This window comes from Arthrobacter globiformis, from assembly GCF_030815865.1.
GTDB classification, from domain to species: domain Bacteria; phylum Actinomycetota; class Actinomycetes; order Actinomycetales; family Micrococcaceae; genus Arthrobacter; species Arthrobacter globiformis_B.
Map to the genome: position 1 here is coordinate 240437 of NZ_JAUSXI010000001.1, position 20623 is coordinate 261059.

18 protein-coding genes, 1 tRNA gene and 1 pseudogene are annotated in these 20623 nt (G+C 65.0%); 8 read left to right on the plus strand and 12 right to left on the minus strand.

The genetic code is table 11. From position 1 onward, the window contains the following. The first annotated feature begins 98 nt into the window (after nucleotides 1-98). Entirely contained in the window at nucleotides 99-1022 is a 924-nt protein-coding gene (locus QFZ33_RS01140) for a DMT family transporter (protein ID WP_307024078.1), read from the plus strand. A 32-nt stretch (nucleotides 1023-1054) separates the two neighbouring features. Here the strand turns inward: QFZ33_RS01140 and QFZ33_RS01145 are convergent, their stop codons facing one another. Further along, entirely contained in the window at nucleotides 1055-1924 is an 870-nt protein-coding gene (locus QFZ33_RS01145; RefSeq protein ID WP_214849420.1) for a glycosyltransferase, read from the minus strand. Nucleotides 1925-2068: 144 nt separating this feature from the next. After that, nucleotides 2069-3079 (minus strand): hypothetical protein, encoded by a 1011-nt coding sequence (locus tag QFZ33_RS01150; RefSeq protein ID WP_307024081.1) that lies wholly within the window; start codon nucleotides 3077-3079, stop codon nucleotides 2069-2071. Between the two features lie 156 nt (nucleotides 3080-3235). Here QFZ33_RS01150 and QFZ33_RS01155 point away from each other — a divergent pair, with 156 nt between their 5' ends. The 3 genes from QFZ33_RS01155 (at nucleotide 3236) to QFZ33_RS01165 (ending at nucleotide 5733) form a co-directional block, all read left to right on the plus strand. Next, entirely contained in the window at nucleotides 3236-3781 is a 546-nt protein-coding gene (locus tag QFZ33_RS01155) for a peptidylprolyl isomerase (RefSeq protein ID WP_307024083.1), read from the plus strand. Nucleotides 3782-3785: 4 nt separating this feature from the next. After that, nucleotides 3786-4667: a rhomboid family intramembrane serine protease gene (locus QFZ33_RS01160; protein WP_307024085.1), complete on the plus strand. Its 882-nt coding sequence runs from the start codon at nucleotides 3786-3788 to the stop codon at nucleotides 4665-4667. A gap of 598 nt (nucleotides 4668-5265) precedes the next feature. Further along, the gene (locus tag QFZ33_RS01165; protein ID WP_307024086.1) at nucleotides 5266-5733 is read left to right on the plus strand and encodes a carboxymuconolactone decarboxylase family protein; all 468 of its coding nucleotides are present in this window, start codon (nucleotides 5266-5268) and stop codon (nucleotides 5731-5733) included. A gap of 214 nt (nucleotides 5734-5947) precedes the next feature. Here the strand turns inward: QFZ33_RS01165 and QFZ33_RS01170 are convergent, their stop codons facing one another. After that, a complete protein-coding gene (locus tag QFZ33_RS01170) occupies nucleotides 5948-6544 on the minus strand; it encodes a DNA-3-methyladenine glycosylase I (RefSeq protein WP_307024088.1) in 597 nt (198 codons plus the stop codon). Between the two features lie 10 nt (nucleotides 6545-6554). After that, nucleotides 6555-6806: a cell division protein CrgA gene (locus QFZ33_RS01175; RefSeq protein ID WP_307024090.1), complete on the minus strand. Its 252-nt coding sequence runs from the start codon at nucleotides 6804-6806 to the stop codon at nucleotides 6555-6557. 172 nt (nucleotides 6807-6978) lie between these two features. On the opposite strand from QFZ33_RS01175, the gene QFZ33_RS01180 reads away from it, so the two are divergent. The 3 genes from QFZ33_RS01180 to QFZ33_RS01190 are packed head-to-tail and all read left to right on the plus strand — an operon-like array spanning nucleotide 6979 to nucleotide 8590. Continuing rightward, entirely contained in the window at nucleotides 6979-7779 is an 801-nt protein-coding gene (locus tag QFZ33_RS01180) for a class E sortase (protein ID WP_307024092.1), read from the plus strand. Nucleotides 7780-7781: 2 nt separating this feature from the next. Beyond that, nucleotides 7782-7952: a hypothetical protein gene (locus QFZ33_RS01185; protein WP_214849382.1), complete on the plus strand. Its 171-nt coding sequence runs from the start codon at nucleotides 7782-7784 to the stop codon at nucleotides 7950-7952. After that, nucleotides 7949-8590, plus strand: coding sequence for an aminodeoxychorismate/anthranilate synthase component II (locus QFZ33_RS01190; RefSeq protein ID WP_307024095.1), 642 nt, complete (start codon nucleotides 7949-7951; stop codon nucleotides 8588-8590). Before QFZ33_RS01185 ends, QFZ33_RS01190 begins: the two co-directional genes overlap by 4 nt. 90 nt (nucleotides 8591-8680) lie before the next feature. Here QFZ33_RS01190 and pknB read toward each other — a convergent pair whose 3' ends face one another. The 7 genes and pseudogenes from pknB to QFZ33_RS01225 form a co-directional block, all read right to left on the minus strand. Continuing rightward, nucleotides 8681-10585, minus strand: a complete 1905-nt coding sequence (gene pknB, locus QFZ33_RS01195; protein WP_373427224.1) for a Stk1 family PASTA domain-containing Ser/Thr kinase — start codon at nucleotides 10583-10585, stop codon at nucleotides 8681-8683. Between the two features lie 48 nt (nucleotides 10586-10633). Continuing rightward, nucleotides 10634-12502 carry a protein kinase domain-containing protein gene (locus QFZ33_RS01200; RefSeq protein WP_307024099.1) on the minus strand — a complete coding sequence of 623 codons (1869 nt, stop codon included), beginning with the start codon at nucleotides 12500-12502 and terminating at the stop codon, nucleotides 10634-10636. After that, nucleotides 12499-13953 carry a peptidoglycan D,D-transpeptidase FtsI family protein gene (locus QFZ33_RS01205; RefSeq protein WP_307024100.1) on the minus strand — a complete coding sequence of 485 codons (1455 nt, stop codon included), beginning with the start codon at nucleotides 13951-13953 and terminating at the stop codon, nucleotides 12499-12501. The genes QFZ33_RS01200 and QFZ33_RS01205 overlap by 4 nt, the downstream gene beginning before the upstream one ends. Further along, entirely contained in the window at nucleotides 13950-15404 is a 1455-nt protein-coding gene (locus tag QFZ33_RS01210) for an FtsW/RodA/SpoVE family cell cycle protein (protein WP_307024103.1), read from the minus strand. The genes QFZ33_RS01205 and QFZ33_RS01210 overlap by 4 nt, the downstream gene beginning before the upstream one ends. Beyond that, nucleotides 15401-17211: pseudogene (locus tag QFZ33_RS01215) on the minus strand (protein phosphatase 2C domain-containing protein). Before QFZ33_RS01215 ends, QFZ33_RS01210 begins: the two are co-directional and overlap by 4 nt. A gap of 2 nt (nucleotides 17212-17213) precedes the next feature. Further along, complete coding sequence (locus QFZ33_RS01220; RefSeq protein ID WP_307024107.1) at nucleotides 17214-17696, minus strand: FHA domain-containing protein FhaB/FipA; 483 nt, start codon at nucleotides 17694-17696, stop codon at nucleotides 17214-17216. Beyond that, nucleotides 17693-18433, minus strand: coding sequence for an FhaA domain-containing protein (locus tag QFZ33_RS01225; RefSeq protein WP_307024109.1), 741 nt, complete (start codon nucleotides 18431-18433; stop codon nucleotides 17693-17695). Before QFZ33_RS01225 ends, QFZ33_RS01220 begins: the two co-directional genes overlap by 4 nt. Before the next feature lie 393 nt (nucleotides 18434-18826). Here QFZ33_RS01225 and QFZ33_RS01230 point away from each other — a divergent pair. Next, nucleotides 18827-18909, plus strand: a tRNA-Leu gene (locus QFZ33_RS01230). A gap of 251 nt (nucleotides 18910-19160) precedes the next feature. On the opposite strand, the gene QFZ33_RS01235 is transcribed toward QFZ33_RS01230, so the two are convergent. Further along, nucleotides 19161-20516: an MFS transporter gene (locus tag QFZ33_RS01235; protein ID WP_307024110.1), complete on the minus strand. Its 1356-nt coding sequence runs from the start codon at nucleotides 20514-20516 to the stop codon at nucleotides 19161-19163. Between the last annotated feature and the right edge of the window lie 107 nt (nucleotides 20517-20623).

Below are 20623 nucleotides of genomic sequence, written 5' to 3' on the forward strand. Positions count from 1 at the left end.
GTCCCGGTCGGAAACGGCCGGGACCTTTTGCTTTGCCCGGCTAGAGGTCTGTCCCGGGTTTCGACGGGCTCAACCAGCGGGGCCACTACTGTGGAACAGTGAATCTTTTCCTTGCGGCCTTGGGCGTCCTGGGCGTGGCTTCGTCAGGTCCGCTAATCGCCGCCACGCTCGGCGCCACCACCGTCACGGCCCTGGCCATCGCCTTCTGGCGCAACGCCATCGCGGCAGCCGTCATGGCCGCTCCTACGCTGGTCCGGGAACCGCGCCAGTTCGGCCGCATCGCGGGACATGAGTTCCGCTGGTCGCTCCTTGCGGCGGTGGCCCTGGCCCTGCACTTCGCCTGCTTCATTACGTCCCTGCAGCTGACCTCGGTGGCTGCCGCTACGGCGCTCGTCTGCCTGCAGTCCGCCTGGATAGCCATCATTCAGCTTTTCCGCGGCGTGCGGCACCGCTGGCAGGTCCTGGTTGGCCTGGGCATCTCCTTCGGCGGCGTAGTGGCCATCACCGGTTTCGACATGGGTACCTCCCCCGACGCCCTGCTGGGCGACCTCCTGGCCATGGCCGGCGGACTCCTCGCAGGAATCTACACGCTAGCCGGAGGCCGGGCACGCCAGAGCATGACGACCGGAACGTACACAGCCCTCTGCTACGGCATGTGCGCAGTGCTGGTGGCGGTGCTGGCGATCTTCACCAACCAGCCCCTCTCCGGGTTCGACGCCGGCGGCTGGCTGGGCATTTTGGCGATCACGGTGTGTGCCCAGCTGGTGGGGCATACGGCATTCAACCACCTGCTGGCCACCATGAGCCCGCTCCTGGTGTCCATGATCATCCTGCTTGAAATACCGGGCGCGGCCCTGCTGGCCGCTGTGTTCCTGGATGAGACGCTGCCAGCGGGAACCTATGCCGGACTGGCGCTCATCCTTGTGGGCCTCGCCGTCGTGGTGGCCGGACAGTGGAACGGGAAAGGCGGGTGCGGCAAACCGCCGGAGGGACGGCCGCTGGCCCAACTAGGGGCTGACTAAGGACGGCCCTTCCCGGCTGGTTTTCAGCGGCCCTACTGCCCCCCGCGGCGGACAGGCTGGCTGGTGTTGACGGTGTGGATGGCGCGCAGGAGCTTTGCGGGGAAATACACCGAGAAGAACACCACCATGGGCGCCTTGAGGGCCATCTTCTTCACGTTATGGGCCTTGTAGGTGCGGTCGAAGCGCGTCACGTAATACCGGTAGTCGCGGGGTGAATCCTCGAGCCGGCGGGCCGACATCCCGGAGACCATCTGCGGCCAGTACTGGACCTTGAGATCGTGGTCAGCCAGATGCAGGGACAGGTCGATGTCCTCGTGCATCTCGTCCCTTTCGTCCCGGCAAGCTTCGTCGCGGATGGTCTCCCACGCAGAACGGCGGAGGGCCATGTTGGACCCGAACAGGAAGTGGTACTGGTGCTTGGCCAGCTTCAGCATTAGCTGGCGCATCTTGTCATCGGCCTTGAGGCCGAAGCGGCGCATCGGCATGTCGTAGTAGACCACGGGTCCGGTGGCGGCCGATGTGGACAGGTCCTCGAAGGCCTTCTGCACCTGCTCCACCCAGTCAGGCTCCACCACCGAGTCGGCGTCGATCCGGCCCAAGATGTCACCGGTGGCGTTGTCCAGCCCGAAATTGCGGGTAGGGATAAGTCCCTGCTCCCTGTCCTGGCGGAGCAGGATGATGGGACTCTCCGGGTACTCCTGCTGCATCTGCGTGACGATCGACGCCGTGCGGTCCTTGGACATGTTGTCCACCACAATGATCTCGTGCGCCGGAACCGACTGGTATACCGCCGCGATGAGGCACTGCCGGATGACACTTTCCTCGTTGTAGGCCGGGATAACAATCGATACGCGCGGCTCAGTGTCGGTCAAGGCATCCTCTGCGGATCTATCGGGTGACATCCCCTCCAACTTAGCACCGATGCTTTCCATCACAGCGGCACCTGTCTTTTAGGCACGACGAGGCGGACACATAATCCCGCAGACGGCAGGAGGGGCCCCGCGGCTGCGGAACCCCTCCTGTCACTGCCCTCTTAGGGGCAATGGCTAAGCCTTCTTGTCTGCACCGTTCTCGATGTTGGATGCGATGTTCTTCACCGCGGCCTTGGCATCGGTGGCAACGTCACCGGCGTCGGAATCCGCGTCCTCGGCAACGTGCTTTGCCTTGTCAGCAGAAGCGTCGGCTTCGTCCTCGGCGGCCAGTGCAAAGGCAGCATCGAGCGGTGTATCGGCGGGCGCTGAAGCAGAGCTGCCAGCCGGGGCGGCCGGAACCGGTGCCGGCGTCTCCGCGGCCGAGCCAACACCGGCAGCCGATCCAACACCGGTGGCGGACGCCGCGGGGGTGGTGACCTCTGAGGTCGACGATGCGGGCGTTACGGGCGCGGGGGTCTTCCACGGGTCCTCGACCGGCTTCGAAGCCTTCCACGCCGCAACGCCGGCGGCCACGGCCGCGGCGATTACACCTACAATCAGGAGGCCGCGCTTCTTCGGCTTCTCCGGCTCCACCACCAGCGCCTTGCCGGTCACCGCCCGGCCTGCCTCGGAGGCGGCCGACTTCAGGTGCCCGCCAGCCAGATTCGCCTGTTCCTGGATGGTGTGGATGATGCCGACGTCGCCGAGTCGCTGGGCCACCGCATCGATGCGTGCCGGCGTGCCCTCAAGGGTCCGGTGGACGGCCTCGGAGGCGGTTCCGATCTGATCGGAGAACCGGGGAAGGTATTCCACCACCACGCGGTCGCGGGCCTGGGTGATGACGGGCGTTGCCCGGTCCAGGGCCTCGTGCATGCGCGGCGTGGCACCCTCCACGACGTCGTGGATCTTGGGTGCAAGTGTCGCCAGGCCGTCCTGGATGCGGGGCGTCACCGTGGCGACGCCGTCGGCAAGGTTGTGGGCCGCCACCTTGAGCCCCTCCTGGATCTTGGGGGAAGCGGTATCGAGGCCTTGCTGCAAGCGGGGAACTGCCCAGTCCACCGCTGCCTCCACGCGGTCCTTGGCGTTCTCAACTGCAGAACTGACCGACAACTCCAGTTCGCGGGCAATACGATCCGATTTCTTCACAACTACCTCCCGATTAATGTGACGGTTCTGTTGTTAGCCTACGTGCACGAATAGCCGGGCTGCTATCGTTCCGGCGGATTCACGGTGGATTTCACCCAGCGCGGAACTGTCTTTTCCGCCCGCGTTCGCGTTGACCCGCCGTCATAGAATGACCCTATGACTGCCTCAGCAACTGCAAAAGCAACCATCCACACCAGCCTCGGCGACATCGTTGTGAACCTCTTCGGCAACCACGCGCCCAAGACCGTTAAGAACTTCGTTGGACTGGCCACCGGCGAACAGGCCTGGACCCACCCTGAGACCGGCGAGGACAAGACCGGCACGCCGCTCTACAACGGCACCATCTTCCACCGCATTATTAAGGACTTCATGATCCAGGCCGGCGACCCGCTGGGCCGCGGCACCGGTGGACCGGGCTACCGCTTCGACGACGAGATCCACCCCGAGCTGAGCTTCAGCGCACCGTACAAGCTGGCCATGGCCAACGCCGGCATCCAGATGGGCCAGGGAACCAACGGTTCACAGTTCTTCATCACCACCATCCCCACCGACTGGCTGCAGGGCAAGCACAGCATCTTCGGCGAAGTTGCCGATGAGGAATCCAAGAAGGTTGTGGACGCCATTGAAGGTGTCCGCACCGGCATGGGCGACCGCCCGGTTGAAGATGTGACCATCAACAGCATCGACATCGAGCAGCTCTAGCCACATGAGCTACGGAACTCCGGCGGCGGAGCCGTCAGCGCAGGCACCGGTGTGCCCCCGGCACCCGGACCGCCCCTCGTATGTCAGCTGCCAGCGTTGCGGGCGGCCGGCATGCCCCGAGTGCCAGCGCGCGGCCGCCGTCGGATTCCAATGCGTTGACTGCGTCAACGAAGCAAAGCGTACGACGCCGACAGCACGGACCGTCTACGGCGGCGCCGTTGCGTCCGGCAAGCCTGTAGTGACGTTCGCGATCATCGCGGCGTGCGCCCTCCTGTTTGTACTGCAGTGGGTGCTTCCCGAAAACGCGGTGTTCCGGACCCTCGCCTACGCGTCGGTCTACGCAACGCCTGAGTACGGGGTGTTCCAACCATGGCGCATGCTCACCTCCGCTTTTCTGCACTCCCAGGGCTTCCTGCTCCACATCGTCCTGAACATGTACACGCTGTGGATTTTCGGCCAGGCGCTGGAACCGCTGCTGGGGCGCATCCGCTTTCTTGCTGTGTACCTGCTGTCCGCCATCGGCGGGTCGGTCGGATACCTGCTTATGACACCGATCCTGCCCGAGGGTGGGCCCGTGGGCCTGGTTGGTGCTTCCGGCGCGATCTTCGGGTTGTTCGGCGCCATGCTCGTGGTGCAGCGCCATCGGGGCGGTGAGACGAGACAGCTTTGGATACTCATCGCCATCAACGGCGTTATCGGCTTCATGGTGCCGCAGATCGCCTGGCAGGCCCATCTGGGCGGCTTTATCACCGGCGCCCTGTGCGCAGCCGCCATTGCCTACGCCCCCCGCGGCCCGCGGCGCAACATCCTGCAGGCCGGAGGGCTGGCGCTCGTTCTGGTCCTGCTGGCCGTGGCTTCCTGGTACCGCGTGCTCGTGGTGTCCTGACGGCTTCTAACGGCCTCCTGATACGGCCCCTCCCCGCAATGCCCCTGCTTTCCGAAGCGGGGGCATTTTTGTGTCCACTGGCCGCGGCTTGGTACATGCACAGCCGGTGAGTTTTCCACAGGGGTTATCCACACTGTTAATAACTTACACAGATGTAAGTCATCGGCCTGCCCCCGAGATCCGGGCCTTCCGGCCCGTTTCTGGTCCGCGTGTACGTTTCCTTCCACAGTTGTGGATAACTATGACGCCTACTGCTGTGGTTAAGTGGACAACTTCACCGAAATCTCGCCGCAGTGGGGCCTCCTGGGCATAAGCAGGTACCTGAACGTCCGTGAAGGGAAATAACAAACGTCCTATCAACAGGGTTATTCACACTGTTAATAACGCGCAGAGGTGTAACTGAAGGGTTCAGAAGCTCCAAAACGCCTACATGCTGGCGATCCCGCCGACGATGCCCACAGTTTTCCCCAACTGTGGATAACTTGTGGGTAGTCGCCTGTTGCTATGTGGATAACCTTCCGCCTGCCCGCAGCACGCCACGTGTAATCTCTGACTGACAGCCACGGGGTGAACCCGTCCGACCCCAAGGAGCACTGACTTGAGTACCCACAGCCACATCTTTCTGGACAAGCACCACCCCGCGGCGTGGCGGGCGCTTAACGGCTTGGGGCTAAAGGCCAAGGAAGCAATGCTGGAAGCTGGCCTGAACTCGAAGCTCATCGAACTGCTCAACGTCCGCATATCGCAGATCAACGGCTGCGCGTATTGCCTCGACATGCACGTCGCTGATGCCGTCAAGGGAGGTGAATCCACGCAGCGCCTGGCCGTCTTGCCAGCCTGGCCGGACACCGGGGTGTTTGAGGACCACGAGCGTGCGGCGCTGGCCCTGGCCGAGAGCATCACCGTTCTCCCGGACGCCCGCACGCGCGAGCTGAAGGACGCCTACGCGCGGGAGCACCTCACCGACGAGCAGTACTCAGCCGTGAGCTGGCTGGCCATCGCGATGAACGCCTTCAACCGCGTGTCTATCACCAGCCAGCATCCTGTCCGGCCTCAAAAGGGCTGAGGGCCAGGGTTTTCCACAGTCATTTCCACAACTGTTAATAACTTGGAAAATGCAAGTTTGGCCATCCGGCGCCGCCAGCCCGGCGCGCAGTGCCTTTTCCGCGGCCTGCGATCTACGAAGTTATCAACACTGTGGATATCTTTACCAACATGTGTGGACCGGCGGCTGCACGGCGACGGTGCGGCGCCCCGCAGCGGTCCTGAGCCGGCAGCGGTCAGACCCAGACGCCGGAGGTTCCCCTGCGGTGGCTGTTCACCAGGTGCGTGTCCACCATGCCGATGGCTTCCATCAGGGCGAACATGGTGGTGGGTCCCACGAAGGCGAAGCCCTTCTTCCGCAGCGCCTTGGAGAGGGCAATGGACTCGGGGGACGTGGTGGGCACATCGGCGTATGTGGCGGGGGCAGGGGTCGAAGTTGGCTGGAACGTCCAGACAAAGTCAACGAGGCCGCCTTCGTCCCGCAGTGCGATGGTGGCCCGGGCATTGGTGATCGCGGCACGGATCTTGAGACGGTTGCGCACGATGCCGGGGTCCTGAAGGAGGCGCTCGACGTCGGCCTCGGTGAAGGCGGCCACGGTTTCGGGATGGAAGTTGTCGAAGGCCGCACGGAAGGCGGGGCGTTTGCGCAGGATCGTGGCCCAGGACAGGCCCGCCTGGAAAGCTTCGAGGCTGATGCGCTCGTAAAGGCCCTGCTCGTCCCGGACGGGCAGGCCCCACTCAGTGTCGTAATACTCGCGCAGAAGTGGATCCGTGGAGGCCCACAGCGGACGTGCCAGGCCATCCTCGCCGATGATGATGCCTTCTGCGGTCATGGTCGTCGGTTCAGGAGCGCCAGCGCGTGGTCATCAGGAAGCCGACGATCGCAATGCCGAACCCGGCCAGGATGTTCCAGGACTCCCATGCCTGCACCGGCAGCTGGCCCTCGCTGATGTAGAAGGTGATGATCCAGAGCAGCCCGATGATCATCAGGCCGAACATGACCGGCTTGAACCAGACGGGGTTCGGCTTGTAGGCCGCGGTGGAAACGGGCTCGGCCGGGCGGGCAGTCTTCTTACGTGGCTTTGACTCGGGCACATGTCCTCCTTGGCGGCTGAATCAAGAGGAGGGACCGGGGCTTGATATCCTGCTGGAAGGGGATTGCCCGCGGTCTGCACACTCTTGGTCAGGTCTGAAGTCTTACTAGCAGCCAATTCTAGCTGTAGTTCAGTCCGCGCCGGTGCCCCGCAACCGCCTTGGAGGAGATCACGTGGTATTGCAGGAGAAGGTGACGGCAACCGCCAAGCCGGCAACCGGCGTCGTAATCCTGCGGAAGGCCGTCCAGATCTTCGGCGAGCTGCTCATCACCGCCGGCATAGTGCTGCTCCTGTTTGTCGCGTGGCAGCTTTGGTGGACCAACGTGGAGTCCGATGCCAAGCAAACCGCTGCGGTCAATGACTTTGCTAGGGACCTGGGTGGTCCGGTGGCCCCCGCGCCCACACCGGCCGCGACGGGCGGCACGGCAGCTTCCGGCCCGAAGGACTACGGAGCGCCAGTGGTGGGAGACGCCCCCGGGCACGGCGGAACCATCGGCATTATGTACATCCCCCGATTTGGGGAGAACTACACCCGGCCCATTGTCGAGGGCACCAGCGCCGACGTCCTGGACACCCTGGGCCTGGGCCACTACGGCAACACCTCCATGCCCGGCGCCGTGGGTAACTTCGCCGTGGCAGGCCACCGGCAGACGCACGGCGCCGTGCTGGACAATATCCACACGCTGGTTCCGGGGGACAAGATCTATGTCCAGACGCGGGACGGTTACTACGTCTATGTCTTCCGCAACAACCGCATTGTTCTGCCGAGCGAAGCCGATGTCCTCCTCCCGGTGCCCAACCAGCCCGGAGTGCGCCCCACCGAAAGGCTTCTCACCATGACAAGCTGCAATCCTCGTTTCGGCTCCGAGGAACGGATCATCGCTTACTCGGTGCTGGACCGCTGGCAGCCGGCGTCGGCGGGGCCGCCGGCCGAGATCGCAGCCCAGGTGGCACGCGCACGGGGGGGAAACTAGGCATGTACGGCTGGATTTTCCGTCATCTCCCCGGCCCGCTCTGGCTCCGCGTCCTCACGTCGGTGCTGCTGGCTGCCGGTGCCGTGTTCCTGATGGTCGAATTCCTTTTCCCCTGGATGTCCCAGTTCACCCAATTCACCGACTCAACGATTGGTGCGCCAAGAAACCCATGAGCACAGCAAAGATTCTCGTCGTGGACAACTACGACAGCTTCGTCTACACCCTGGTGGGCTACCTTCAGGAGCTGGGCGCCGAGACAACCGTGGTCCGCAATGATGATGTGACCCTCGCCGAGGCGATCGAAATGGCGGAAACGCGCGACGGCATACTCATCTCTCCCGGCCCGGGCTCGCCGTCCGAAGCGGGGGTCTGCATCGAGCTGATCCGTTGGTGCGGGGAGAAAACGAAGCCGATGTTCGGCGTCTGCCTCGGGCACCAGGCCCTTGCAGAGGCGTACGGCGGAACGGTGACCCATGCCCCGGAGCTCATGCACGGCAAGACCTCCCTGGTCCAGCACGGCGGGGCCAGTGTTTTTGCTGGCCTGCCGTCCCCCGTGACGGCCACGCGCTACCACTCCCTGGCCGCCGTCCGGGACACGATTCCGGAAATCCTGGAGATCACGGCGGAAACCGCCAGCGGCGTCATCATGGGGCTGCAGCACCGCACCGCGCCGCTGTGCGGTGTCCAGTTCCACCCGGAGTCCGTGCTGACCGAGGGCGGCTACCAGATGCTGGGCAACTGGCTCGAGTCGCTTGGCATGAAGGGTGCGGCCGAACGGGCAGCCAAGCTCAGCCCCCTTATCCAGCACTAGCCGGGGTCGGCGCCAGGCCAGCACCAGAGCAAAGTAAAGGACCAGACAGCTTGCGGCTGTCTGGTCCTTTTCTGATTCACTCGGAGGGCTCTACTTGCCCTTGGTGGGGCTCGGCGTCGGCGTCGGCGTCGGCGTCGGGGTGGGCGCGGGCGCCGGAGCCGGGGCCCTGGCCACCGTCACGGTGATGGCCTTGCCCTGCTCCACGAGCGAGTTGATCGGATCGCTCTGGCCGGTCACCTTGCCCGGCTGGACCTGAGAGTTCTCCGCCTCACTGATGACGGCAACCAGGCCGAGCTCCTTGAGCGCTGCCTCGGCCTCGGCACGGGTCATGCCGCGAAGCTCCGGCATGACCACCTTGCCTGTGGACACCAGGATCTCAACGGTGCTCCCCACCGCCACCTGCTGGCCAGGGGCCGGTTTGGTGGTGATCACCAGGCCCGCCGGAACCGTGGCGCTGTTGGCCATGGTGGTGGACGGCGCGCCCACCAGTCCCGCCTGACGCAGGATGTCCCGGGCTGCCGCTTCCGTCCGTCCCGGCAGCGTCTCCGGGATCTGGACGGCACTGGGGCCTGACGAGATGTTCAGGACTATTTCCGAGTCCGGTTCCAGCGACGATCCCGCCGGCGGCGCGGTGCCAATGGCGGTGCCCTTGGCGATCGCGTCGTGCTGCACCCGCTTGATCTGTGGCCGCAGCTTCGCGTCGTAGAGCGCCTGCAGTGCCTCTGATTCGGAAAGCTTCTCGACCGAGGGAATCGCGACGCGTGCCGGTTCGGCAGGCGGCTGGTTGAGGAAGTTGTAGAACCACAGGCCGCCGCCGGCCAGCACCAGGAGCGTGAAGAGCACGAATGTCGTGATCCAGGCCCGACGGCGGGACTTCTGTAAGCCCGATCGCTCCCGTTCGCGGGGCAGGCCCAGCGGAAGTTGATCGTGCTCGGCCGTCTCGTAGACCGCCGCGGCATCGGCCGGCAGCACGGACGCATCATCGTCCATGTCCCGGGTGCGGCGCAGGCGGCCCACGGGAGCGTCGTCGAGGAAGCTGGCTCCCGTCATGGAAAACGCTTCGGTGGGCGGCGTGCGGTGCGGCTCAGGAATGTCATTAGGGTCCGTCGGCGCTTCGCTTGGCGACAATGCCGGAACAGCGATCCCGTTGTTGGCGGCCCGCAGCGCACGGCGGAAGGCCGCCGCGTCCTGGAAACGGTCCGCACGGTTCTTCTGCAGCGCCTTTTCCAGCACGCTGTCCAGTGCTCCGGAGATCTCATGATTGAAGTTGCTGGGTGGTTCCGGCTTCTCGCGGACATGCTGGTACGCCACAGATACGGGGCTTTCACCCACGAAGGGCGGGCGGCCGGTCAGAGTTTCGTACAGCAGGCAGCCTGCCGAATACAGGTCGCTGCGGGCGTCCACTGCTTCGCCGCGCGCTTGCTCCGGCGACAGGTACTGGGCGGTGCCCACCACCGCCTGGGTCTGGGTCATGGTCGCGGAGGAATCGGCCACCGCGCGGGCAATGCCGAAGTCCATGACCTTGACCATGTCCGAGTTCGCGCAGTACATCACATTCGCCGGTTTAATGTCCCGGTGCACGATTCCGGCCTTGTGGCTGTATTCCAGTGCAGACAGGACACCCAGGGTGTACTCCACGGCTTGGTCAATGGTGATGTCACCGGCCCTGATCAGGTCCCGGAGGGTCTTGCCCGCCACGAACTCCATGACGATATAGGGAACGCGGACCTGGTCATGCGCGTCGCCCGGCACGGTGTGTTCGCCCGTGTCGTAGATGGCCACGATCGACGGATGGTTCAGGGCTGCGACGGCCTGGGCCTCGCGCTTGAACCTGGCCTGGAACTGGGGGTCCCGGGCCAGGTCCGGGCGGAGCAGCTTGATGGCGACCGTCCGGCCCAGACGGGTGTCCAGGCCACGGTGCACATCGGCCATGCCCCCGCGGCCGATGAGTTCCCCGAGTTCATAGCGTCCGTTCAGGACGCGCTGACTGGTCACCGGGATGTTGTCTTCCCGGTGTGACGGAGTTCGCGGCGTGGTCACGGCTTAGGGTCCGGTCGGCGAGCCGCTTGGAGTCGGCGTGGACGAGGGGGTGGGGATCAGCGCCTCGGACAGGTGGTAAGTCACGACAGTGCCGGCGTCGACCTCCCGGCCGCTTTGGGGCTCGGAACGGACGAAGGTTCCGGCATCCTGGCCGGGATCGCCGGGTTCGTCGGCACCCTTTTGCCAGCGCAGACCGGCTTTCTCGATGGCTGACTGGACTTCGGACTCGCTGCTGCCTGTGCTGATGTCGGGGACGGCGATCTGCTTCGGCCCCTTGGAATAGGTGACCTTTACGGTGTCGCCGGCCTGCAGGGGGCCGGACGGGTTGAGGTCCGTCACCGTGCCGGGTGTGGCGGCGTTGAAGACTTCATCGCCGTTGACCTTGAGCCCGAGCGCGATCAGTTCGGCGCGGACATCGCTGTACTGCTTGCCGAGGTACGCGTCCGGAATGACGTTGATGGCCGCGGGAGTGGACTGCGTCGGTGTGGGCGTCGGTGTGGGCGTCGGCGTCGGAGTCTCCGACGTCTGGGTAGGCGTGGGCGTGGAACTGGTGCTCACGCTGCGGCTGGGTGTGCTCGACGTGGTGGCGGCAGGGCTCTGGCCCGGGAACAGGAAGCCGCCCTGGCTCAGAAGGATACCGGCGACGGCGAACAGCACCAGCAGGATCAGGGCGATCAGCGGCCAGGTCCACGGGCTGCGCTTCCGCCGCTCGGGCTCATCGGCGGGTTCGCCGTCGTACGGGGCCGCGTACTGGTCCTCTTCTTGGTCCCAACTGCGCTCGGCGGCCAGGGCATCGGCACGCGACAGCGTGCTCCCCGCCCGCGTGGGGGCGGCATCGGCGGGGTTCCCGGCGGCCGCAGCCGCGGCTCCGCCAGCTGCAGCTCCCGCGGCTGCCGCGCCGAGCACGGGCAGCGCGGAGGTAGCCGCCGTCGGGCTCTTTTCCGACCCGATCACGCCGGTTGGTGCCGTGGCGATATTCACCGGGGCCGTCATGGCGCCGGTGCCCCCTTCGTACAGGAGCATGCCGGGAACGGCGGCGTGGGCTGCCGAGATGTCACCGTTGCGGATGGCCTCGGCTGCCTCGGCCAGTTTGATGGCGTTGGCCGGGCGGTTCTTCGGATCCTTGGCCAGCATAGACATGAGGAGCGCCCGGACCGGCTTGGGCAGCGACTCCGGCAGGGGTGGCGGCGCATCGTTGACCTGGGCCAGGGCGATGGCAATCTGGGATTCGCCGGAGAACGGCCGGTGCCCGCTGAGGCACTCGTAGCCGATGACGCCGAGCGAGTAGATGTCCGAGGCGCCGGTGGCGGTCTGACCGGTGGCCTGTTCGGGGGCGAGGTACTGGGCGGTGCCCATGACCTGGCCGGTCTGGGTCAGCGGCACCTGGTCCGCCAGGCGCGCGATGCCGAAGTCGGTGACCTTGACCCGCCCGTCCGGGGTGATGAGCAGGTTTCCGGGCTTGATGTCACGGTGCACCAGGCCCTGGGCGTGGGCCACGGACAGTGCCCGCGCCGTCTGCGCCATGATGGACAGCGTCCGGTCCGGTGAGAGCACCTGCTCGTGCTCGATGATGCTGCTCAGCGGCTGGCCGGGGACCAGCTCCATCACCAGGTAGGCGGAGCCTTCCTCCTCGCCGTAGTCGAAGACGTTGGCGATGCCAACGTGGTTGAGGAGCGCGGTGTGGCGGGCTTCGGCGCGGAACCGCTGGAGGAATCCGGGGTCGCCCGTGTACTCCTCTTTGAGCACCTTGATGGCCACGATCCGGCCCAGGATCTGGTCCTTGGCCTTCCAGACTTCACCCATGCCGCCGATCGCAATACGCGTGGTCAACTGGAATCTGCCGCCGAGGGTGATTCCCGATGTAGGCCTCACTTATTCAACACCGCCTCAAAAATCTTCTTTGCGTTCGGACTGGTTAACTGTGCTCCGGTGGTGATGTCCACACCCTGCATGACGACGGTGACGGACACTTGCGGATCGTTAGCCGGGGCGAACCCCGTAAACCAAGAGTTGTTCAGGCCGTTCCCGAGCTCGGCGGTGCCGGTCTTGCCGGCGACCTCGACGCCGGGGACGGCGGCGCCGGAGCCGATGCCCTCGCTGACCACGCTGGTCATCCAGTCGGTGATCTGTCCGGCGATCTCCGGCGTCGTCGAGGTTCGCAAAGCCGCCGGCTTCGGTTCGTCGATGACACGGAGGTCCGGGGAACGTACGGCCTTGATCAGGTTCGGAGCCATCTGCACTCCGCTGTTGGCAATGGCCGACGTCATCAGCGCGATCTGGAGCGGCGTCGCACGGACGTCGCGCTGGCCGATGGCGGACTGTGCCAGTCCGGCGGCGTCGAGGTCCGAGGGGAAAATGCTCTTGGCGTAGTCCAGCTTGAGCTGGTCGCCAAGCTCCTGGCCGAAGCCGAACTTGCTGGCCTGCTGGGCTATCGCGTTTTCCCCGAGATCGCGGGCAATACTGGCGAAGGGCGTGTTGCAGGACTGCTGCAGCGCGAACGCGAAGCTCGCTGTGTTCCGCGTGTAGCAGTTGCCGCCGGCGTAGTTGGGCAGCTGGTACTGGATGCCCGGGAAGCTCATCTGGGCCGGGTTGGGCAGCACGCTGTCGGCGTTGTACTTGCCGGAGTTCAGGGCTGCTGCCGTGTCCACCAGCTTGAAAACCGAGCCCGGTGCCAGCAGGGCGCCCGTGGGGCCGCTGACCGAGGGGTTCAGATTGACGCCCGGGACCTTGATGGCCTCGTTGTAAGCAGCCTGCTCCTTGGCGACGTCCTGGGTGGCGATGAGGTTGGGATCGTAGGACGGTTTGCTGACCATGGCCAGGACGTTGCCCGTTTTGGGATCGGTCACGACGATCGACCCCCGCTGGCCGTCCGGGATGAGGTCGTACGCCAGCTTCTGGATCTTGGGGTCAATGGTCAGCTCAACGGACGCGCCCTTGGGCTGGTTGCCCAGGAAGAGCTGCCCGATCCGGTCAAAGAACAGCTGGTCCGAACTTCCGGCCAGCTGGGCATCCATGGCGCCTTCGAGGCCGGTGACCCCGTAGCTCCGGGAGAAGTATCCCGTCAGCCCCGCATACAGTTCAGGCTGGTTGTACCGGCGCTGGAACTTGCAGGATTCATTGCCCGGGACGGATTCGGCGATGGCGGAGCCACCCACGAGGATCGCCCCCCGGTCATTGCAGTAGTTCTGCAGTATGGCTCGCCTGTTCCACGGATTGGCCTTGAGCTCGTCCGCGCCCACCACCTGGACGTAGCTGATCGCACCGAAGATCAGGGCGAACATGGCGATCGCGGCGATCCATGAATGTCGAATGGCCTGGTTCACAGGTGTTTCACCGCCTCGGTGGGAGCGTCTGGGAGAGTCTGTGTGGTGTTCCGGTCCTGCCGGCTTCCTGCGGCTGTCACCGGCGCCGGCTTCTGCGCCTCAGGTGTGCGGCCGGGCTGCATCGGTGAGGTGTCCACCGGGCCGCGGGCCGTGTGCGAGATCATCAGCAGCAGGCCAACGATGATCCAGTTGGCCAGCAACGAGGAGCCACCAGCGGCCAAGAACGGCGTGGTGAGGCCGGTCAGCGGAATCAGCCGCGTGACGCCGCCGATCACCACGAAGCACTGCAGGGCCACCGCGAAGGACAGGCCGCAGGCGAGGAGCTTGCCGAAGGCGTCGCGGGTGCCGAGGGCCGCGCGGAAACCGCGGGTGAAGAGCAGCAGGTACATCATCACGATGGCGAAGAGGCCGATCAGGCCCAGCTCCTCGCCGAAGGAGGCGATGATCATGTCGCTGTTGGCGAACGGCACCAGATTAGGCCGGCCCTGTCCGAGGCCGGTGCCCACGAGTCCGCCGCTGGCCATGCCGAACAGGCCTTCCACAATCTGGCCGCTGCCGCCGGGGGAACGGCCGAAAACTTCCTCCGTGAAGGCATTGAGCCAGCTGTCGATGCGCAGGCCAACGTGTGAGAAGACCTTGGACGCCACGAAGCCGCCGCCGAGGATCAGGGTGAGGCCGATGACCACCCAGCTGATGCGGCTGGTGGCCACGTAGATCATCACGATGAACAGGCCGAAGAACAGCACGGACGATCCGAGGTCGCGCTGGAAGATCAGCACGCCGATGCTCACGAGCCAGGCCGTGATCATGGGTCCCATGTCCTTGAACCGGGGGAACTGCATGGGGCCGATCTTGCGGCCGGCCAGCATGATGAGGTCGCGGTTCGAGGAAAGATACCCGGCAAAGAATATGGCGAGGGTGATCTTGGCGACCTCACCAGGCTGGAATGTCATCGAACCGAGGCGAATCCAGACCCGGGCGCCGAGGATTTCGCCGGCGGAGATCCCGGGGACCAGCGGAAGTATCAGGAGCAGGGCGCTGACGGCCAGGGAAATGTAGGTGAAGCGGCGCAGGACACGGTGGTCCTTGAGGAACCAGATCACGGCGATGGCAACGGCCATGGCGATGACGGTCCAGCGCAGCTGATTGTTGCCGGTATCCTCCCCCGGAGCGTCGAGCCGGTGGATCATCGCCAAGCCGAGGCCGTTCAGGGCAACGACCAGCGGAAGTATTACCGGATCGGCATACTTAGCCCGGAGCCGGAGGACCACATGGAACACCAAGGACGCGACAGCGAGCAGGCTGGACTGGAACCAGAAGTCCGTGTCCAGTGAGATCTGTTCGTCGATGCTGATCAGTGCATTGGCGCCGATGCTGACCGACAGGGCGAGCACGAGCAACAGCAGTTCCACGTTGCGCCGGGGTTTGGGCATGGTGTCGGCGTGGCTCATTGGCCCCCCTCACAGGTTGCGGTTGGGGTGGGTACGGCCGAGGCTCCGGCTGTTGCAGTTGGCGAGGCCGTCGGCTTGGCGGTTGTGCTCGCCTTCGGGGGCGTGGCTGTCGGCTTCGGGGTGGCGGAGGCCTTGGCCGTGGCTGAGGCCGTAGGCTTCGGCGAGGGGCGGAGGCGCTGGCAGTCGGAGATGGAGTCAGGCACTCGTCTGTTGGTGCGGTGCTTCCCGTGCGCTCAAGGTTCTTGACGATCCGCTGGGCATCGTACAGGTCCCGTGCAGGGACCGTCTGGCGGACCCGCTGCTGTGAGAACTGGGGCAGCGAATCCATCCGGATGTCCGTGACCGCTTCCAGGTTAGAGAGCTGGATGGGGCCGAGGCGCTGGGACACGCCGTTGAAGATGGCCACCCGCTGGTCGAACTCACCGATGTAGTAGCGCGTCTGGGTCCAGGCGTAACCGAGCCAGAGCCCGACGGCGAGGACCAGGAGTGCGGCGCCCGCAATTCCCAGGGTGAGCCAGCGGCGCGGACGCCGCATGGGCATGAATTCCTCGGCCTCTTCGCGGGCATGGTCTGACTTGTGCGTCAGGACGGTTGCCGCGCGGCGCGCGACGGTGCGGCCGGCAATGGTGGGGATGGAACCGGTCTCGGCAGCAGCGACGGCTGCGCCGACGAGGATGTGGGGCCGGGAGGACAACTCCTCGCGCAGCACTTCTGCGGACAGGTGTTCACCCAGGTGGGGATCGGTGCTGGTGGACGGTTCGTTCGACGGCGGGTTGCCGGCGCCGTCGCCCGTGGCGTCGGGCTTGGGTGTGCGCTCAGGCCCGGAGCTGGCGGACGCGGGATGTGCGGCAGGATCTGCGGCCGGCGGGGCGGGTGGAAGTGTGGATCCAGGCTTCGCATCAGTTGGCAACGAATCGGCGGGTACGGAACCCGGGGCAGCGGATGGCTCAGCTGGGGTCGCAGCCTTCGTCCCGGTAATCGCTTCCGGTTGTCCGGCGTCAGGGACGATTTCGACGGCGGCCGTGCTGACGTCGTCGGGCGTTTCCTCCACAATTTCCACCATGACAACGGTGACGTTGTCCGGCGCGCCCGCCTCGAGGGTGAGGTCAACGAGCGTCTCGACGCATTCGCTCAGATCCGGCGTTTCCCGCACGGTGCGCTCCACGACGTGGCCCGCGACGTAATTCAAACCGTCGGAGCAGAGCAGCCAGCGCTCTCCGGGCTGCACATCGATGGTGGCGAGGTCCAGTTCGGGGCTCGCATCGACGTCACCGAGGACGCGCATCAGGACGTTCTTGTGCGGATGGGTTTCCGCTTCTTCGGGCCGCAGCCGACCCTCGTCGATGAGTCGCTGGACGAACGTGTGGTCGATGCTGATCTGTTCGAACTCGCCGTCGCGCAGGCGGTAGGCGCGGGAATCGCCGATGTGGGCGAAATGGAGCTTGCCCTCGGCCAGCAGCAGGGCAGTCACGGTGGTGCCCATGCCCGCCAGCTTGGGATTGATGTGAACGAGTTCAGAGAGCAGCGAGTTGGCGGTCTGGATCTCGTCGGCCAGCACGGTGCCGGCGTCGTCATCGTAGTCGTCGGTGTCCAGATGGAGCATGTCCAGGACAGTGGCGGCGGAAGCAACATCGCCGCCGGCGTGGCCGCCCATGCCGTCCGCCACGACGGCCAGGTGCCGTCCCACGTAGGCGGAGTCGTCGTTCTTCGCGCGGATGCGGCCGACGTCAGAACGCGCCGCATAGCGCAGGATAAGGGGCCGAGGCGAGGCTGGCACCTCGCCGGCGGGCATGTCCGGAGCGGCCATGGCTACGGCCTCAATTCAATGACCGTCTTGCCGATTCTCACGGGTACACCAAGGTCCACGGGCAGGGCCCTGGTGAGCTGCTGGTCGGCCAGATAGGTGCCGTTGGTGGAGCCGAGGTCCTCGATGAACCAGCGGCTTCCCTGTGGAAAGAGCCGGGCGTGCCTGCCGGAAGCGTAGTCATCCTCGAGTACCAGTGTGGCCTCCTGCGCGCGTCCCAGCAGGATGGGGCTGGCAGCCAGCGGGACCGTGCGGCCCTTGAGCGGACCTTCGGTGACGAGCAACTGGCGGGCCTGCTGCTTGGGCGGAGCCGCTGCCGGTTCGGCGAGTTCCGGGTTCTTCCGCACCTGCCGGGCCGTGGGGGCCCCGGTGGCGGCCTTGCGGCCGATCATGAGGTCGCGCCGCATAGCGGAAACGATGCTGAAGATGAGGACCCAGAGAAGAAGCAGGAATCCGAAGCGCAGGGCTGTGATGGTCAGTTCGCTCATTGGCGGCCGCCAGCGTTGGCAGGCAGGAGGCGGAAGATGATTTTGGTCCGTCCCATCGTGATGGTGGAGCCGTCGGTGAGCTCCATGCTGCCGGCCACTTTATGTCCGTTGACGTAGCTGCCGTTGGTGGAGCCCAGGTCGACGGCGGTGGTGGTGCCGCCGTGGGTCTGGATTTCCAGATGCCGGCGGGAGACTCCGGTGTCGTCCACCAGGATGTCAGCCTCTGATGAACGGCCCAAAACGACTGAGGGCGCATTGAGTGAATAGCGCTGTCCGTCGATGTCCAGGACAGGCTGCAGGCGGACTGGCTGGCGGCTTGGCGCTGCCGGCACGTTAGCCCGCGGAGCAGCCGGCGCTGAACCGGAGGACTTCTCGGTTTTGGAGGTTATCTCGAAGTCGCCGGCCCGGTGGGATTCGTCGCGGCGGAAAGAAATGCGGACAGGCCCCTGGAGGATGTAGCCCTGGCTGCGGACATGGTTGATCACAACGTCGCAGAGTTCCTCGGCCAGGGGAGTTCCCCATTCCTGGGCGCGCAGAAAATCCTCGTCACTCAAGAGAACGTCGAAGACATTGGGCACCAGGGTGCGTCCGGCGGCGATGGTGATGGCCTTGTGGTCCACTTCGCGGCGGAGGCGGCTCGCGATTTCCACGGGCTCAACCTGGGCTTTGGAACCGGTGGAGAAGACACCGCGGACGGCCTTTTCAATGCCGCGTTCGACCTTGTCCAGCAAACCCATGGTCCTCTCCTTTCCTTGCTGCTGAGGGACAGCACGTCCCGTGGAAGTCATTGTGGCGATGAGGTCACAACAAAACATCGTGCCCGCCGGAAGCGGGCCCCTATGTATCCGATACTACTTGCCACGTCTGCGAAAGACCTTAATCCACAACGCGCCGGGAGCCCGATTCGTTCACGTTTCCCCAGCGGATGTGGGAGCGATCACAGGCTGGAACCTTGCCTCCGTGGTGGCGTTGGGGGCCTTCGCAACCGTGGCACTGCCGGGGAAAATCCTCCTGCAAGGTGGCCGCGATGGCCCGATTAGGAATTTGCCGGGAATGTCCGTTATGCTTGATCTCGCTGCTTTCACGAGGTGCAAAACCGGATTCCGGTTGGGCTGAGTGGAAGAAGTTGCGCGCGAGTGGCGGAACGGCAGACGCGCTGGCTTCAGGTGCCAGTGTCCGAAAGGGCGTGGGGGTTCAAATCCCCCCTCGCGCACGCATCAGAACCCCGGGAAATCAGTGATTTCCCGGGGTTCTTTCTTGTTTCAGCGGCTGTTAACCGGCAGCCAGCGCGGCGTTGACGAGCTTGGCGAGTTCCAACGTGCCTTTAACACCCGTAACGGTGAGCGCGGCTTGCCTCTGGCCGGTGGCGCGTCTTCGAGTGCAGCTTCCTCTTAATACGCCTCGGGGCGGGTGCCGGACACCCGCCCCGAGGGCTCAGGACATTGACTGTTAACGCAGGACGGCCTACTTCGCTGTTGACGGCTCCAGCCCTGCTGCGCCCGGCGCCGATGCCTTCTCAGCAACGTCTGAGGCTGGTTTCCGCTCCTTGAGGAAGTACACCAGAATTGCTGCCACCGTCGATGCCGCCGCCAGGGCGAACAGGCCAGGCACAACGCTTCCGGTCTGCTCCTTGATGATGCCGAACCCAAACGGTGCCACGAACCCGCCGAGGTTGCCCAGGGAGTTGATGATGGCAATGGCGGGGGCCAGGACCAGCGGGTGCAGGGTCGACTGTGGGATGGTCCAGAACAGCGGTGATGCGCTCTTGAAGCCCATGGCTGCGACGGCGAGGAACACCAGGGCGAGGACCGGGGAGGCGACCGCTGCTGCGAGCGTGCCGACGGCGGCCACGAGGAGTGCGGCGACCAGCAGCGGGCGCTTGGATTTTGCCTTGTCCTGCAACTTGGCCGCGAAGTACATGGCGAAGACGGCGCACACCCAGGGGATGGAGGAGAGGAAGCCGACGCTCAGGTCCGTGGTGCCGGGGATCTGCTTGACGATGGTCGGCAGCCAGAACGTGTTCGCGTAGATGGAAAGCTGCACCGAGAAGTAGATGCCGCACAGCAGGAGAATCTGCGGGTTCAGGAACATCTTCCAGCGGTTGACCTTGCCGCCGTCGGCCTTGGCGTGCTGGGCGTCCTCCTGGACGATCGTTGCGGTCAGAGCCGACTTCTCGCCGGCCGTGAGCCACTTGGCGTCCTGGATCTTTGCGTCGAGGAAGAAGAACACGGCGATGCCGACGACGACGGAGAGCACTCCCTCGAACCCGAACAGCCACTGCCAGCCGCGCAGGCCCAGGACGTCGTGCAGGCTCAGGAGAAGACCGGCGATGGGGCCGGACAAGGCAGCTGCCACCGAGGATCCGGCGATGAAGACGGCGGTCGCCTTGCCGCGTTGGCCGGCGGGGACCCAGCGGGCGAAGTAGAAGATGACGGCCGGGAAGAAGCCGGCTTCCGCAGCACCCAGCAGGAACCGCAGAACGTAGAACATTGTCTCGTTCTGAACGAACGCCATCAGGAAGGACACAATGCCCCAGCTGATCATGATCCGGGTCAGCCAGATCTTGGCACCGTACTTCTCCATCATCACGTTGCTCGGAAGCTCGAAAATGGCATAGGCGATGAAGAACAGCCCGGCGCCGAAGCCGTAGGCCGCGGCACCGATGCCGACGTCAGCCTGCAGATGGTCCTGGGCGTAGCCGATGTTGGACCTGTTCAGCTGGTTGCACACGAGCATGACCAGCATGATGGGCAGCACGCGCCGGAAAAACTTCTTCATGGCCGAAGCCAGATCCGTGACAGCGGTGTCTGCAGACTGCATGGGGGAATCCTCTTTGATAGAGCAGCAAGATCACGCTGTGGGGACTACGGGGCAGGCCGTTGTGGTCCTCGCCACAGCACGTATTAACTGTAAGCAGTAGGGTTCAT